Consider the following 15,369-nt stretch of genomic DNA (forward strand, 5'->3'; position numbering starts at 1 on the left):
GGCCAGGTGTTTAAATTGCAAAATATTTTATGGATGAGAAAGATTGGCTGCGCAATATTGCTTTTAGGACTTGTTGTCTTTGCCCCCTATCCGCTTCAGGCGCAGGAAAATACAAAGTCCATCGATAAAACTTTAAAGAAATTAGCGGTCATTCCTTTTCAGGCGGTGCACCTGGAAGACGGATCGTCAACCGTCAGGTGTCCGGTTTGCGGCAGTGTGAATTCCAGCGGTACGATTGTCAAAGGCGCCGAAAAAATTGTTGAGGAAATTTTCACCGGTAAACTGAAAGATTTGAAGGATGTTGAGATCATCTCTTCGGCAAGAGTGGCGGGCGCCTATCAACGAATTTCAACGGATTCTCTGAAGCAGCCCTTATCGAAGATTATTCAAAAAGTCGGAAATGAATTGCACGCGGACGTTCTGGCTGTAGGCTTCGTATATCGCTATCGTGAAAGAGTAGGTTATGACTATTCCGCGGAGCGCCCCGCGTCTGTCGCTTTTGAAATCCATCTGATTTCCGTCAAGGACGGCAGTACGCTGTGGCGTGGTATTTATGATAATACGCAGAAATCATTAATGGAAGACGTTTTGCAGGCTCCTTCTTTTTTTAAAGGCGGCGCCAAGTGGGTCACCGCGCGCGAATTAGCGAGAATTGGCATTGATGATGTATTTAAAACGTTTCCCGGCTTTGAGCGCTGATGGCATGCCGGCATACAGCGGTCAGGGGATGCCCTGAACTGATATTCTGAACCAGTTTCCATAAAGGAGTTTTACTTTGTTCATTATCCCGGCGGTTGATATAAAAAATGGACAATGCGTCCGCCTGGCACAGGGAGATTTTGACCGCGTGACGGTCTACGCCGAAAATCCTGCGGACATGGCCAGGCACTGGGCGCAAAAAGGCGCAAAGCGGATTCATATCGTTGATCTGGACGGTTCGGTTGCCGGATTGCCGAAGAACGCGCCTATTATTCTCGATATCGTAAAATCGGTTTCCGTGCCGATTGAAGTGGGCGGCGGCATCCGCAACATGGAAACGATCAATTATTATCTGGAAAACGGCGTATCGAGCGTGATTCTGGGAACGGCGGCCATCCAGGATGAAGAATTTGTGAAAACGGCTGCGCAAATTCACCCCGGTAAAATCATTCTGGGGATCGACGCGCTGGGCGGCGAGGTGGCTGTCCGGGGCTGGACGCAAAAGACCAGCCAAAACGCGGTTGAGTTGGCGCGGCGCTATGAGAATTGCGGGATTCAGGCTGTCGTCTATACGGACATTCAGCGCGACGGCATGGAAACAGGCGTTAATATCGAGCAGACCAGGGCCCTGGCCCAAGCCGTGTCTATTCCGGTGATTGCATCCGGCGGCGTGGCGACCCTTGCGGACATTGATGCTTTACTTGCTGTCAAAGACTGTTCATTTTATGGCGTGATTGTCGGGCGCGCGCTTTACACAGGCGCGATTGCGCTGGAAGACGCCATAAAAAAGACATTGCAGACCTCATAGAATAGGAGGAAGAAAAATATGGCGGATTGCATTTTTTGCAAAATCATCAAGGGGGACATCCCCTGTACGAAAGTTTACGAAGACGACGCTGTTCTGGCTTTTGATGATATCAATCCCATGGCGCCCGTGCATGTTATTCTCATTCCGAAAAATCATATTGCGACGCTGATGGATGTTGATCCGGGCGCGGATATTACCGGACGTTTAACCGCTGCCGCGCAAAAAGTCGCCCAAATAAAAAATGTAGCCGCGAGCGGGTTCCGGACGGTGTTCAACTGTAATGCCGACGGAGGGCAGGTGGTTTTTCATCTGCATATGCATCTTCTCGGCGGCAGAAAACTTGAAGATCAGTTAGGTTAATTCGAGGTAAAAAAGTATGGATATTAATGCCAAGATCAATGAAGACATGGTGACGGCGGCAAAAGCCAAAGACAAAGTCAGGCTGTCCGCTGTCCGGATGCTGAAAACGGCGCTGCACAACAAGGAAATAGATTTGATGCGTCCGCTCAATGAAACGGAAACCATGCAGATTCTGTCCGCGCTGGTCAAGCAGAGGAAAGATTCCATCGAACAGTTTGCCAAAGGGGGCAGACAGGATCTGGTGGAAAAAGAAGAGGCGGAATTGAAAATCCTGCAGGACTTCATGCCCGCTCAAATGTCGGATGAAGACGTGGAAGAGCTGATCAGGAAAGCGATTGCCGATGTCGGCGCGGTATCCGTCAAGGATATGGGCAAAGTGATGAAAGTGGTGATGCCGCAGATTACCGGGAAGGCGGATGGAAAAGCCGCCGGTGAAAAAGTGAAAGCTCTTTTGTCTCAGTAAGGGTTGATCTGAACCAGTACGAAGCAAAGAATAAAGACGGGCAAGGCAATCATTCGTGCGTTTTGATGACAGCAAGATTGAAGAAATTAAAAGCAGGGTGGACATTGTTGAGCTTGCCTCGGAATATCTGACCTTAAAAAAGGCGGGCAGGAATTACTTAGGGCTTTGTCCTTTTCATCAGGAAAAAACGCCTTCGTTTACCGTCAACCGTGAAAAACAGATTTTTTACTGCTTCGGTTGCGGAGAAGGCGGCAATGCCATCACCCTGCTGATGAAAATTGCCAATAAGAGTTTTCCCGAAGCCATTAAACACCTGGCGGAAAAAACGGGCGTTATCCTGCCTTCTCGAACCTTCGGCAGGGACGGACAGGAAAAAGAATCGCTGCACGATGAGATTATTAATTTAAATCTGCGTGTGGCGCAGCAGTTTTCGCGCAATCTTGCGTCACCTGCGGGCAAAATCGCCCGTGATTATGTGCTCAAAAGAGCTCTGAGCGATGAAACCGTCAAACAGTTCCGTTTGGGGTATGTGCCGGATACCTGGCGAACAACGGCTGACTATATTGAAGGGGCGGGCTTGTCTTTGAAGCTGGCCGAACAGGCGGGGCTGGTCATTGCCGGCAAAGAGGGCGGCTACTATGACCGTTTCCGGGGAAGGCTGATTTTTCCGATTGAAAATGTTTTCGGAGAAATCGTGGCCTTCGGCGGCCGGATTCTGGAGGCGGGGGAACCGAAATATCTCAATTCGCCGGAGACGCCCGTCTATATCAAAGGTAAGAACCTGTATGGCCTGAACAAGGCCAAAGAGGCAATCCGTCAGAGCGGTTTTTGCCTGATTGTAGAAGGGTATTTCGACGCCATATCCCTGTACAACGCGGGCGTCCGCAATGTGGTCGCCACATTGGGCACGGCCCTGACCAGGGATCATCTGGAGCTTTTGCGCCGCTATACACAAAATGCCGTGGCGCTGTTCGATCCCGATACGGCCGGACGAAAGGCGCTGGACCGTTCTCTGGAATTATTTTTAGGGGCGAATATGCACGCCCGGGCTTTAATTCTCCCGGAAGGCTGCGATCCCGATGATTTTATAAAAAAGTACGGCAAGGACAAGCTTGATGAATTGATCGCGGCCGCACCCAGCATCAGTGATTACTACATCGATAATATTCTGGGGGACGGTAAGACCTTTGAAGAAAACCGTGACCTGGTGAAAACCGCGATAGAATTTGTAGGTAAGATCGGCGATGAGATTGAAAAAAACCTTTTTATCAAGCGTATTGCGGAAAGACTGGGCATTGATCAGGCTTTGCTGAAAAGGGAAGCGCATCGAAAAGCCGTTCATGTCCCGGCCGTCGCCGATGGTCAGAAGAAGCCGGTTAAAATAAATGTGAATCCGCTTGAAGTGAATTTGATCAGGCTGATGCTGGAGTATCCGCAAAAGACGCTGCTGGTTGAAAGTGAAAAAACGCTGGATTATTTTATGGAACCGGCGCTGAAAAGTCTGGGCGAAAAAATTGTTCGAGATTACAAACTGCTTGGTTATATTGACATCAATGTTATTCTGGCGTCGGATGAAGATAAATTGCTTCGGGAGAATATTTATAAATTAAGCATTGAAGCGCCTCAGACCGATGAGAATATGGTGGATCGCAATTTCTCCGATAACATTCGGAGAATCAAAGAAAAATGGTATAAAGAACAAACGCGGCAGGTTCAGATTAGAATGAAGCAGGCACAGGAAAGCGATAATAAGGAGTTGATGCGCGAGCTGACTTGCCAGATGCAGAATTTGATGCAGGAAAAGAAAGAGCTGCATTAATACGTTAACAAATAATGAAATTTGGGGGATGCCAAATGGCTAAAGAAATTCAATCCGATGAATTTAAAAAGTTGCTTTCACTGGGGGAAGAAAAAGGATATTTGACCTACGATGATGTCAATGACATGTTGCCGCCGGATCTCAACTCTTCGGATCAAATAGATGATATTATCATGCTGTTTGGAGAAAAGAATATTGATGTCATCGATACCGAACAGGGTGAAAAACTGGTGGTAAAAAAACCGGTGGAAGATATTCTGCCGTCCAAATTTCCGGAAGCTCTCGCGCTGGTTCCCGGCGCAGGCAAGACCGGAGACCCGGTGAAAATGTACTTGCGCGAGATGGGGCTGGTCTCGCTTCTGAGCCGCGAAGGTGAAGTGGAGATTGCTAAAAAGATTGAAGAAGGCGCCCGTGAAACCATGTGGGCGATCTTCAGTTTAACGGTTTCGATAGCTGAAGTGCTCCGCATCGGTGAAAAACTGGAAACAGGTGAAATCCGCGTTAAAAACGTGGTGGATAATATTGAAGACGAAGAAGGGTTCATGGAAGAGGATGAGCATAAGGAGAGAGTGCTCAAACTGATCGCCCGCATTCGGCTTTTCAGAGACCGCAACGATGTTTTGCGCGAAAAACTCAAATCCAAAACCATGAAGCCCAAGCAGCGCGAGTTGCTCACGGCGGAATTGCAAAAAAATACTAAAAATATCATTACGCTTTGCCGGAAGATCCGTTTCAGTAAAAAGCAGATGCATCGCTTTATTGCCCGGCTGAGATACTTTACGGATGAAATTGAACGATCCGAGCGTGTGATCAATCAATTTAAAAAAGAATCAGGCTTGACGATCACGCAGATGGAAAAAGCCTGGTCGAAAATGAGAAAGTCCAAACAGGACGAGAAGCAGGCGGCGAAAGAAGCGAAAGTTTCCATTGAATGGCTGCATCGCAGTCATGACGCGATCACGGAAGCTCAAAAGCGCATCAAGCATATTGCCAAGGAAGTCGGCATTCATACGGCAACGTTGAAAATGGTTGTAGAATCCATAGAAGACGGCGAGGCAAAAGCGGAAATAGCAAAGAGAAAACTGGTGGAGGCTAACCTCAGGCTGGTGGTCAGCATTGCCAAGAAATATACCAACCGCGGCTTGCAGTTTCTGGATCTGATTCAGGAAGGCAATATCGGTTTGATGAAGGCGGTTGATAAATTTGAATATCAGCGCGGCTATAAGTTTTCGACTTACGCGACCTGGTGGATCCGGCAGGCCATTACGCGTGCGATTGCCGATCAGGCTCGTACGATTCGCATTCCTGTTCACATGATCGAGACGATCAACAAACTGATTCGGACATCACGTTACCTGGTGCAGGAGCTGGGGCGCGAACCGACCCCGGAGGAGATCGCCACCAAAATGGAATATCCGCTGGAGAAGGTGCGCAAAGTTTTGAAAATTGCCAAAGAACCGATTTCTCTGGAAACGCCGATCGGCGAGGAAGAGGACAGCCATCTGGGTGATTTCATCGAAGACAAAAAAATCATGTCTCCTTCGGAAGCCACGATCAGCATGGATCTGGCGGATCAGACGCGTAAAATTCTGTCCACGCTTACCCCGCGTGAAGAAAAGGTGCTGCGTATGCGTTTCGGGATCAGCGACCGTCTGGGCGTGGTGGGGCCGGAGAGCGGCGCGCCTGTGGAACTGTTGTCACCGGATGTCGATGAACCGGAGCTGATCGAAGAGGAACCGCCTAAAAAAATAAAGAGTTCTTCTCGAAAACGAGCGGCAAAATAATATTGACAAGCGCCGGAATTGGGTATAACTCAACAAAACTTGATTCCGGCGTAATATATGTGGATGCAGAAAAAAGGGCGGGCCTATAGCTCAATTGGTAGAGCCACCGGCTCATAACCGGTAGGTCCCTGGTTCGATTCCAGGTGGGCCCACCAAATTTCGTAATTATGGACCATTAACGATGACCGAAAAAACACGATTTTTACAAACAAGGAGTTGTTGCGATACGGCTGTTGATTTGACTGCCGTGACAAGACCAATCAAATTGTCATGCCACGGCACACAGAATCAGGCACATGAACAGGCTATCTGAAAATGCACCCCCAACAGGTGCATTTTTTTTTAGTTCGACTCAAATTTCAGAAGCGAAGCGCGCTGAAATTTGTTAGTCGAACTTATCCCGCGGAGCCATGCGAAGCGGGGTTAGCGACACCGCATTCAGAAGCGAAGCGCGCTGAGAAGCGAAGCGCGCTGAAATTTGTTAGTCGAACTTATCCCGCGGAGCCATGCGAAGCGGGGTTAGCGACACCGCATTAAGAAAGCGAAGCGCGCTGAAATTTGTTAGTCGAACTTATCCCGCGGAGCCATACGAAGCGGGGTTTAATGGCGCCTTTTCAGAAATGAAATGCAGTAAAAATTATGCCGGGCGAACGATACCGCACAGCGGTGATTAAAGTACCAAAAGGAGAAAATGGTTGAAAGAAAAAATTTTGTTATTAATCAGTTTACAGGAGTGTGATTCGCAATTGGTCAAACTTTCCGCGAAGAAAATTAAGCTGCCGGAAAAGATTGGCAAGATGGAAGAACAATTTCAACTTTACAGGGAAAGTGTTGAGCAGAATAAAAGAAAGTATGAGGAACTCAAAACCCGGCGCGCCGAATGTGAAGCCAGGATTAAAAAACTCAATGACGGGATGATCAAGACCAAGGAAAAGCTGCTGGAAGTTAAGAACAATAAGGAATACCAGGCCATGCTCAAGGAAATTGAAACAGCCGAGAAAACCCGCGGCGAAGTCGAATCCCAGATTATCTCACTCATGGATGAGATGGATAAACTCTCCGGGCTGGTGAAAAAAGATGAGGAAACATTAAAGCAGGCCGAAGTCAATCATCAGGAGGAAAAGAAAATTATCGAGGATGATCTGAACGCTGTTGATGAAGATACGGCCATCTGGACGGAAAAGCGAGACGGCTTGCAAAAGTCTATTCCCGCAGATCTCCTGAGCAAATATGAAAAAGTCAAAAAGCGCAATAACGGCGTCGGTGTTATTGCCGTGTGGAAGGCCGTTTGCGGTGGTTGCCATATGAATATCCCGCAACAGTTGTACAATGAACTTCAGCGTTCCAATGAATTGCTCAGTTGTCCCAACTGTAACCGGATCATGTATTTTCATGATCAGGAAAAGTCCGCCTAGCCATTTATGGAAAACAAAACAGTCAAGTTATTCAGCGACGGCGCCTGCCGCGGCAATCCGGGTCCGGGAGGCGCCGGTGCCGTGATCACCGATGAAACGGATCATATTCTCTGGGAGGGTAAGGAATACCTGGGCCATTGTACGAACAACATTGCCGAATATAAAGCTCTGATCCTGGGATTAAAAGGTGCGCTGGCGCAGGGATTCAATCAGTTGGACGTTTATCTGGATTCAGAACTGCTGGCCAACCAGATCAATGGTTCTTATAAAGTCAAAAATGAAAATTTGAAGATCTTGATGCAGGAAGTCCGCCGCCTGCTTTCTTCTTTTGGATCCGTCAGGGTCAAGCATGTGTTGCGCTGCCACAATGCGCAGGCGGATAAACTGGCTAATCTGGCCATTGATGAATATAGGTGAACATAAAAGGTTCAGCGGTTCACGGCGCGGGGATACAGGTTAAAAGGTTCAGGCGTAAGATCTACGATTTGTCTTTAAGTTTACTTGAAAGAAAATCCAATCAATTGTAAGATAATAACCAGGCCGGAGAAGATCAGATGATCGCTGGCAGATTTTGTCTGCCGGAGGAAAGTCCGAGCTCCACAGGGCAGGATGGTCGCTAACGGCGACTGGGGGCGACCCCAAGGAAAGTGCCACAGAAAATATACCGCCCGAGGCGTTTAGCCCAGGGTAAGGGTGAAATGGCGAGGTAAGAGCTCACCGCTTTTCCGGTGACGGAAAAGGCATGGTAAACCCCATCCGGAGCAAGACCAAATAGGAGAACGTTCGGCGGGCAACTGCCGTCCCAGATGAATGATCATTGCCGTGTCGAGGGTAACCGAAACGCGGAACAGAACTCGGCTTATGATCTTCTCTTGTGCCTGTTTTAAATAAAGCTTATAAACCAAGTCCCCTCTTTTGCGCTTCTTTATACAGCATCCATATGCAAAGACCGATGGCGAGAAAGAAAGAGCCGAGCATGAATTTCGGTGTTGTTTCCAGAATTTCATCGACAAGATAACCGACCCAAAGGAACAGAAATGAGGACACGACCATGGCGAGCCCCCAGGCTGATAACATTAAAATACCGCTCAGCCTGTTGAAACGATCGCCGTCTTCCTTTGGTTTTTTTCTTCCGATCAGGTAACCCTTCATTGCACTCAATCAACTCTAATATATGAACATGAAAACGTGTTTAATATACTTTTATGTCTGAGCGGCGATTGCGCAGGCAAAGATTAATCTACTTGAATGAGGCTTATTAATTTTTTTATCAAGTCTAATCCCGGCTCCGTAAAGATTGCCACCAGCATGAAGAAGAGAATGAAGACGACGATCAGCTCAACGTTTCGCACTTTCCGGTATTTTCTTTTTACGATGAGGAGAATCACGCTGACGGCAATCAACACAGATAAATGCACGAAGGGAAAAAAAGGTTTCATTCCACTCTCCCGTTCATAAGATAATTTATTTTGATATTAAGAAAATCCGGAATGTTGTCAAGGCAAATAAAAAAAAGGCCGAATCGAAATTCGGCCTTTTGATTAATTGAGCAAAAGTCAATTATTTGTCGTCATCGTCATCATCAATGACTTCGCCTTCAGAGCCTTTTGGAACCTCCGCATTTAACGAACGGGTAATTCCACGAACCAGTATCAGCATAATGAAGAACAGAATAATCATGGAAGCAATAAGAACCAGAATGACGGTTGCCGTCCATGCCTTGGATTCCTTTTCAATATTCTGAGCTACTTTTGTTGCCGCTTCGTTGTATTTTTCAACTTCCAGTCCCAGGCCGATCCAGCCAAAGCCTGCCGGTTCGGGAAGGTTTGACGCATAAAACTTGATCGGCGCATAGGCGACGAATTTGGTGACGCCGCCATATTTGTACGTTAAAATTCCTGTTTTTCCCAGTTCCGCTTCTTTCGTGACCTTTAATATGTTGGGATCAAGAAAACCTAACTGGGACATGTTCAATGCTTCCACACCTTTTTGTGCCAGTTCTTTTGCGTTTTGAGCCGTAACAGTCGGAACAGCCGTTCCATCAGGGTTGAGCCCGGCGACATGAAAATCACTGGGATGAGAAATAACGAGGCCGCGGGGATCGGCCATGAAAGCGTAATTACCGGTAGAAGCGTCTGTTTCAAACACTCTTTCCGCCTGCGTGGGAACCAACTGATCGGTAAACTGGGCCAGATGGCGATAGTCTATCGCCAGTGTGATGATGCCTGCGAAACCGTTTTGATCGAATACCGGCGTGGCAAAACGGACGATCCCTGAAAACCTTTGTCCTTTTTCAAATGCCGCTTTGTTTACATATAAACCGGTAACCGGAGATACGTAAATTTCGCCTTTCTTCAAACTTTTTGTTTTAGCAAAATAATCTTCTGATTTATATGCTGTGTTGGCCGGGATGCTGACATTCAGCAGTTTTCCCGCCGGCACTGCCTGACCGTCAACGATTTTAATTTTTTCGTTGCCGTTTTTGTCCGTCAGAGTCATTTCTTTATACAGCGGAACCAATACCTTCTGCACTTTACCGTCACGTTTGACCCAGAGCGGTTTTTTGTTTTCAGAAACAAACTGTTTGTATACAGCTTCTGATGAGGGAATGATTGTTGCGACCTGTACATCTTTTTTGCATTCCATGAGGAAACTGGCAACTTCATTTGCTGTATTGACGGCTCTCGCCTTGATATCTTCCTGAGATTTAACATCGAGAACGTTAACGGCCCTCTCTTTTATAGTAACCCCCAATTTAAACATGCCGTTAGCGATTAAAAACGCCATTAGTGATAAGGGAATTACAATAAGCAGGAAGAATACACTTCCAATAGGTAAACCTTGCTTATCTTTTTTAGTTTCTGACATTATGAGTTCTCCCTAACCTTTCTTGATTTTAAAGTTAATTTATTTAAGCATTAACCCAAAAAGAAAGCCTTGAAAGGGTTGGCGTATAATAAGATCAGAGCAATAACCAGAGCGTAAATGGCGATCGATTCAGCCATGGCCATACCAACAAGCATAACCATCATGATCTTGCCTTGAACGCCGGGGTTTCTTCCGACTGCCTGACAAGCGCCGTTTGCTGCATTACCAATGCCTGCGCCCGCGCCGATTGCGCCAAGACCAATGGCCAGACCTGCGCCGATCATTGCGCCTACGGCAAAAATAACTTTAATGTAAGATTCTCCGCCCACCGGGATAGCCTCCGCGGCAAAAGCGAACTGACTGGTCAGCAGCACTGCTGCCGCCGATGCTAAAACTGTTAAAAATGTTTTTCCGAATTTCTGTGACATTATTTGTCTCCTTTCATGACATGTTATTTATTTTTATCCCTGATTCGCATAGCATATTTCTAATACCAGGCAAAGAGGAATTAATACGCATGTCGTTCCGCTCAACGTTATTGCACGAGGTGTGCCATGGCTTCAATCAACAAAATGTATTAAAGAAAAACGGATTGATGAAATCCTGAAGATGAAAAAAATGTTCTCTAATTAATTGAGATTCCTTAAATTCGCTTCACAGCGACGGCGCGAAAAAAAATAAAAAGGTAAAATGAATGTTGAGCCGGTAGAAAGATTATTTTAAAAAAGTAAAACTGCAATTTAATGTTTTGTTCAATCGCCTGCCATAAAACATTCAACAAACCATTCAGGGCAGCAATACTTTTCGTCCTTTCGACCGGAGGGAATCCTTCTTATATTTCTATTGAAATTTTGCGACAATGTCGTTACGATTAAAAATAACTGGCGCAAATTGATAAAAAATAAAGAAGTCACATCTTAATAAGGATTATTTATGCAGGAAATTTTAACCGCCATCACCTATCCGATCGTCTGGCTTATTTGTGCTTATCTTTTGAAAATCGAAAGTGGGTTGGCAAAACTGTTGATTTCACTAACCGCAGCAATCCTGGTTTATGTTTTAATCGGAATCAAGCTGTCTCAAAAAGAAAATCATAAGGATAATGAAGAATAAGTGACTTTGCTTAAGAAAGCATACAAGCTTCTGCATCAAGCATTGAGTGTACGTATCTGGCTGGCCAGCATTGTTGTCATCCTTCTGATCCTCCTGCTGGCTCTGACGGTGAACAATGCCCGTGAAAAGGAGATGGTTGATTTATTCAGCCGTCAGCAATTAGCATCCGCTCAAAACGCGGCGGTTCGATTAACGGAGATTTTTTCACAGGTCGAAAAAAATATCGTCCTGTTTTCCTTCTTTGATTCCAACGGGAAAAAACTGGCACAGGAAGATTACTGGAAAATGGAAGTGCTTTATCCCGTATGGGAAAATGCCATCAATGCGGTGATGGTATTTGACGCGAACGAAAAAATTAGATGTATTCTGCCGCAGGGCGCTCTTCCGGCAGTCGATTTGGCGAGCCATTTCAGAGCCACGAAATTCCGGCAGACACAATATCTGAAATTAGCTTTGTCGGATAAGCTGCCCAAAGATGCTTTACCCCAGAAGCAGGACTGGTATTTAATCTGGGGCTATCCCATCCAGCGGCACAATAATAATGTTTTTGCCGGCGCGTGGATGGTGTCTTTTTCATTGTCCGAACTGGTCGATACCTGTGAAAAGCAGATCAGAGACAATCAACTGGGAGACCTGTGGCTGGTCAATCAGCAGGGGCAGGTGCTGCTGCATCCTCATTCGCCGTTTATCGGGAAAAATGTCGCCGATCTGGTTAAAAATAATCAAGGGGGAAAAATCATCTTTCCTTCCGACAGCGGCAGGCATCTGGATGCGAGTATCCTCCAGAGTAATAATAAAATGCGCCGATGTGTTATCGCTTACTCCCCGCTTCATATTGCCGGTCATACATGGTATGTCATGGTCACGGCGCCACACAGCCGCGTCATTGCTCCTGTTCGCACCACATTTATATACACCATGTTCAGCGCTGTCGTGCTGATTTTGGTTCTGGTTATCGTCGGTATTTATTTTGCTTTCCGGGAAGGCAGAAGAATACGGATACGGGAAGAGCATCAAAGACTCAAAGAACGCGAAGCCTGGCAGGAAAAGCTGCTCAGAGAAAAGAAAACGATTGACGGTATCATCGAGGGGTCTCCTATTCCCACGCTGGTTATCAACAGGGAACACCAGGTCATCCTGTGGAACCGGGCCTGTATGGAACTTACCGGTTATTCAGCGGATGATATGGTCGGCACCAACCGGCATTATATTCCTTTTTATTCCGTTACCCGCCCCATGATTGCCGATTTAATCGTGGATAATGACATCGAGGGTTTGAATCAGTTCTATGGCAGTAAAAATGTCAAAAAATCCGACAAGGTGATCGGCGCCTATGAGGCGACGGATTATTACGAGAACCTTGGCGGACAAAGCCGTTATCTGTATTTTCTGGCAGCGCCCATTTATGATGAAGAAGGCAATATCATTGCGGCGATTGAAACACTTCAGGATGTTTCCCGTGAGCAGGAACTCACGCACAGTTTGCGGGAATACGCTGAGACGCTGCAAAATGAACTGGCTGAAAACATTGAGTTGCGGCGCGAAATAGAGGGCGTTTATAACTATCTGCAATCGATTGTGAAAAGTCTGCCCGATAAGATCTATGAAGTCGATAAGGACGGCATTATCAATTTTATAAGCTGGGGCATTAAGAAACCGGAAAGCCCGTTCAAAGGAAAGCATTTTCTGACGTTTGTCGCACCCGAAGATGAAAGTTTTGTAACATCCAGGTGGGAAGAAGCTAAAAGAGGCATCTATACGCCTTACGAGCTTGAAACCACGGCGAAGGATGGTCGAAAGATCAATTGGATGGTAACAACGTCGCCGGTCATCGGGACGGATCATTATATATTGGTGCAAAGGGACATTACTGAATTTAAGAATCTGGAAAAGAAGCTCTATAACAGCCAGAAACTCGCGGCACTGGGGCAGCTTTCAGCCGGTATTGCTCATGAAGTGCGCAATCCACTGTCCTCCATTAAGATGAGCCTGCAGATTCTGGAAAAACGCATGACGCCGGAAGGAAATGACCTCAAAAGATTTAAAATCGCGCAAAAAGAAGTTGAACACCTCGAAGAACTGGTTAATAATGTTCTGGTCTTTGCCAAACCGGTCGATCCCAAAATCGTTTCCGCCGATCTTGGTAAAGTATTGGAGCAGGCCATTGCTCTTGCGGAAAAAGTCATTCACGATAAACAGGTGGCCATCAAACTGGAAGCGCAGGAGATCCCTCAGGTCAACGTGGATGTGGCCATGATCACGGATGCATTCTTAAATATTATCCGTAACGCAGCCGAAGCTGTTGAGGATAATGGTACTATTCGGATCTATGCCCGCAGTATCGGCAGCCAACCGCCTGCTGTGCTGGTTGTTGTAGAGGACAATGGCTGCGGCATTGATGAGGCGGACATGCCTCATCTGTTTAATCCTTTTTTTACCAAGAAAAAATATGGAACGGGCCTCGGGCTTTCACAGGTATCGAAAATTGTAGAACTGCATCAGGGGAAAATAGAAATTATCAGTGAAAAAGATAAAGGAACTAAAGTTTGCGTTACGCTGCCCTGCAGCGAAAGGCGCCGCGTTCCAAGAGATTAATAGAAATAAAAGCGGATCATGAATCAAGAATCCATTGAATGGCGAAGGTTACGATTATGGCGAGTATTCTGGTTATAGATGATGACGAATCGATTGTGGAAACGCTGGACCTGTATTTAACGGAAGAGGGCTACGCCGTCCGGACGGCCCTGACCGGTACCGACGGGTTGAATAAGTACGTTCAGGAACCCTCGGATGTGGTCATTCTGGATATCCGACTGCCGGATGTGGACGGATTCTCCGTGCTGGAGGATCTCAAGGAAGAAAATGAAAATGTTAAGGTGATTATGATTACCGCTTTCCATGACATGGAAACCACCATCAATGCCATGAAGGGCGGGGCGTTCGATTACATCCATAAACCGGTCAATGTCGATGAACTGGATCTGGCGATCAAGAAAGCACTGAAGTCGCTGGAAATGGAGAAAAAGATTGACGGCCTTTTGATGGAGCCTTCCCGCACCTTCCGGGTTGGTGATATCATCGGCACCGGCAACGAAATGCGGGATATTTTCAAGACGATCGGCACGGTCTCCAAAAGCCGGACAACCGTGCTCATCCAGGGTGAGAGTGGAACAGGCAAGGAGTTGATCGCCAAGGTTATTCATAACAATACGTCGCCGGATGAACCGTTTATTGCGGTGAACTGTTCAGCCATCGTCGAAACGCTCCTGGAATCGGAATTGTTCGGCCATGAGAAGGGCTCCTTTACCGGTGCCGTTGCCCGAAAACTGGGCAAATTTGAACTGGCGCGCTTCGGCACGGTGTTTCTGGATGAAATCAGTGAAATGTCCGTCAACCTGCAGGCCAAACTTCTGCGTGTTTTACAGGAGATGGAATTCGAACGCGTGGGAGGCAAAGACCGGGTTAAGGTTCATGCCCGCATTATGGCCGCGACCAACAAGGATTTGCGGACCATGGTCAAGGAAGGCAAATTCCGGGACGACTTGTATTACCGGCTGAATATTGTTGCCATTAACCTGCCTCCGCTCAGAACGCGCCGCCAGGACATTGCGCCGTTGATTGATTACCTGCTTTCCAAAATCAATCTCGATCTGCATAAAAAAATCGTCGGTGTGTCAGGCGAGATGATGGAAAAATTTCTGAATTATTCCTGGCCGGGCAATATCCGCGAACTGGAAAACCTGCTGGTGAGAGCCTGTGTTGTCGCCAAAGGCCAGGTACTGGGTGTCGGTGATTTTCCGGAATTGGGCAAGGACAATCCGTCAATTGAAGCGCCAAAAGATCAAACCGCGGATGTCTTTACACCGGAAGAACCGGGTAAATTTTTAACCCTCGATCAGGTTGAAGAACGTTACATTCGTAAAATCATCAGGGAAACGGATAAAAACAAAGGGGAAATCTGCGAAACACTGGGCATTTCCCGCCCCACCTTTGAACGCAAGCTGGAGAAGTATGGTATCTCCTTTGAGAAAGAATAACCT

General features: G+C 46.8%; 15 protein-coding genes, 1 tRNA gene and 1 other RNA gene. 13 read left to right on the forward strand and 4 right to left on the reverse strand.

Going from position 1 to position 15,369, the window contains the following annotated elements:
• The first annotated feature begins 15 nt into the window (after nt 1–15).
• From CVU71_06055 to rnpB, 10 genes are all read left to right on the forward strand, one after another.
• Nucleotides 16–699 (forward strand): hypothetical protein, encoded by a 684-nt coding sequence (locus CVU71_06055; protein ID PKN19927.1) that lies wholly within the window; start codon nt 16–18, stop codon nt 697–699.
• A gap of 76 nt (nt 700–775) precedes the next feature.
• Nucleotides 776–1,507: a 1-(5-phosphoribosyl)-5-[(5-phosphoribosylamino)methylideneamino]imidazole-4-carboxamide isomerase gene (gene hisA, locus CVU71_06060; protein PKN19928.1), complete on the forward strand. Its 732-nt coding sequence runs from the start codon at nt 776–778 to the stop codon at nt 1,505–1,507.
• A gap of 18 nt (nt 1,508–1,525) precedes the next feature.
• Nucleotides 1,526–1,867 (forward strand): histidine triad nucleotide-binding protein, encoded by a 342-nt coding sequence (locus tag CVU71_06065; protein PKN19929.1) that lies wholly within the window; start codon nt 1,526–1,528, stop codon nt 1,865–1,867.
• 16 nt (nt 1,868–1,883) lie between these two features.
• On the forward strand, nt 1,884–2,330 hold the full coding sequence (locus CVU71_06070) for a glutamyl-tRNA amidotransferase (protein ID PKN19930.1): 447 nt from the start codon (nt 1,884–1,886) through the stop codon (nt 2,328–2,330).
• Nucleotides 2,331–2,385: 55 nt separating this feature from the next.
• Nucleotides 2,386–4,149 (forward strand): DNA primase, encoded by a 1,764-nt coding sequence (locus tag CVU71_06075; protein ID PKN19931.1) that lies wholly within the window; start codon nt 2,386–2,388, stop codon nt 4,147–4,149.
• A gap of 35 nt (nt 4,150–4,184) precedes the next feature.
• On the forward strand, nt 4,185–5,933 hold the full coding sequence (locus CVU71_06080) for an RNA polymerase sigma factor RpoD (protein ID PKN20093.1): 1,749 nt from the start codon (nt 4,185–4,187) through the stop codon (nt 5,931–5,933).
• 79 nt (nt 5,934–6,012) lie between these two features.
• Nucleotides 6,013–6,088: transfer RNA gene (locus CVU71_06085), tRNA-Met, on the forward strand.
• 540 nt (nt 6,089–6,628) lie between these two features.
• Nucleotides 6,629–7,348, forward strand: coding sequence for a hypothetical protein (locus CVU71_06090; GenBank protein ID PKN19932.1), 720 nt, complete (start codon nt 6,629–6,631; stop codon nt 7,346–7,348).
• A gap of 6 nt (nt 7,349–7,354) precedes the next feature.
• Entirely contained in the window at nt 7,355–7,765 is a 411-nt protein-coding gene (locus tag CVU71_06095; protein PKN19933.1) for a ribonuclease H, read from the forward strand.
• 125 nt (nt 7,766–7,890) lie between these two features.
• An RNA gene (gene rnpB, locus CVU71_06100) (RNase P RNA component class A) lies at nt 7,891–8,225 on the forward strand.
• Nucleotides 8,226–8,242: 17 nt separating this feature from the next.
• On the opposite strand, the gene CVU71_06105 is transcribed toward rnpB, so the two are convergent.
• The 4 genes from CVU71_06105 to atpE form a co-directional block, all read right to left on the reverse strand.
• Complete coding sequence (locus CVU71_06105) at nt 8,243–8,500, reverse strand: hypothetical protein (GenBank protein PKN19934.1); 258 nt, start codon at nt 8,498–8,500, stop codon at nt 8,243–8,245.
• Nucleotides 8,501–8,583: 83 nt separating this feature from the next.
• On the reverse strand, nt 8,584–8,787 hold the full coding sequence (locus CVU71_06110; GenBank protein PKN19935.1) for a hypothetical protein: 204 nt from the start codon (nt 8,785–8,787) through the stop codon (nt 8,584–8,586).
• A 121-nt stretch (nt 8,788–8,908) separates the two neighbouring features.
• Nucleotides 8,909–10,216 (reverse strand): hypothetical protein, encoded by a 1,308-nt coding sequence (locus CVU71_06115; GenBank protein ID PKN19936.1) that lies wholly within the window; start codon nt 10,214–10,216, stop codon nt 8,909–8,911.
• 50 nt (nt 10,217–10,266) lie between these two features.
• Complete coding sequence (gene atpE, locus CVU71_06120) at nt 10,267–10,644, reverse strand: ATP synthase F0 subunit C (GenBank protein PKN19937.1); 378 nt, start codon at nt 10,642–10,644, stop codon at nt 10,267–10,269.
• Between the two features lie 505 nt (nt 10,645–11,149).
• On the opposite strand from atpE, the gene CVU71_06125 reads away from it, so the two are divergent.
• The 3 genes from CVU71_06125 to CVU71_06135 are packed head-to-tail and all read left to right on the forward strand — an operon-like array spanning nt 11,150 to nt 15,366.
• The gene (locus CVU71_06125) at nt 11,150–11,329 is read left to right on the forward strand and encodes a hypothetical protein (protein PKN19938.1); all 180 of its coding nucleotides are present in this window, start codon (nt 11,150–11,152) and stop codon (nt 11,327–11,329) included.
• A complete protein-coding gene (locus CVU71_06130) occupies nt 11,330–13,924 on the forward strand; it encodes a hypothetical protein (GenBank protein PKN19939.1) in 2,595 nt (864 codons plus the stop codon).
• Between the two features lie 56 nt (nt 13,925–13,980).
• Entirely contained in the window at nt 13,981–15,366 is a 1,386-nt protein-coding gene (locus CVU71_06135) for a Fis family transcriptional regulator (protein ID PKN19940.1), read from the forward strand.
• The last annotated feature ends 3 nt before the right edge of the window (nt 15,367–15,369 follow it).

Source organism: Deltaproteobacteria bacterium HGW-Deltaproteobacteria-6, from assembly GCA_002840435.1.
Classification (GTDB): Bacteria; Desulfobacterota; Syntrophia; order Syntrophales; family Smithellaceae; genus UBA8904.

What these genes read in the sequence shown, in the direction of transcription:
- CVU71_06065 (PKN19929.1), top strand. Translation starts at nt 1,526, where the DNA reads ATGGCGGATTGCATTTTTTGCAAAATCATCAAGGGGGACATCCCCTGT.
- CVU71_06070 (PKN19930.1), top strand. Translation starts at nt 1,884, where the DNA reads ATGGATATTAATGCCAAGATCAATGAAGACATGGTGACGGCGGCAAAA.
- CVU71_06080 (PKN20093.1), top strand. Translation starts at nt 4,185, where the DNA reads ATGGCTAAAGAAATTCAATCCGATGAATTTAAAAAGTTGCTTTCACTG.
- CVU71_06095 (PKN19933.1), top strand. Translation starts at nt 7,355, where the DNA reads ATGGAAAACAAAACAGTCAAGTTATTCAGCGACGGCGCCTGCCGCGGC.
- CVU71_06105 (PKN19934.1), bottom strand. Translation starts at nt 8,500, where the DNA reads ATGAAGGGTTACCTGATCGGAAGAAAAAAACCAAAGGAAGACGGCGAT.
- CVU71_06110 (PKN19935.1), bottom strand. Translation starts at nt 8,787, where the DNA reads ATGAAACCTTTTTTTCCCTTCGTGCATTTATCTGTGTTGATTGCCGTC.
- CVU71_06115 (PKN19936.1), bottom strand. Translation starts at nt 10,216, where the DNA reads ATGTCAGAAACTAAAAAAGATAAGCAAGGTTTACCTATTGGAAGTGTA.
- atpE (PKN19937.1), bottom strand. Translation starts at nt 10,644, where the DNA reads ATGTCACAGAAATTCGGAAAAACATTTTTAACAGTTTTAGCATCGGCG.
- CVU71_06125 (PKN19938.1), top strand. Translation starts at nt 11,150, where the DNA reads ATGCAGGAAATTTTAACCGCCATCACCTATCCGATCGTCTGGCTTATT.
- CVU71_06135 (PKN19940.1), top strand. Translation starts at nt 13,981, where the DNA reads ATGGCGAGTATTCTGGTTATAGATGATGACGAATCGATTGTGGAAACG.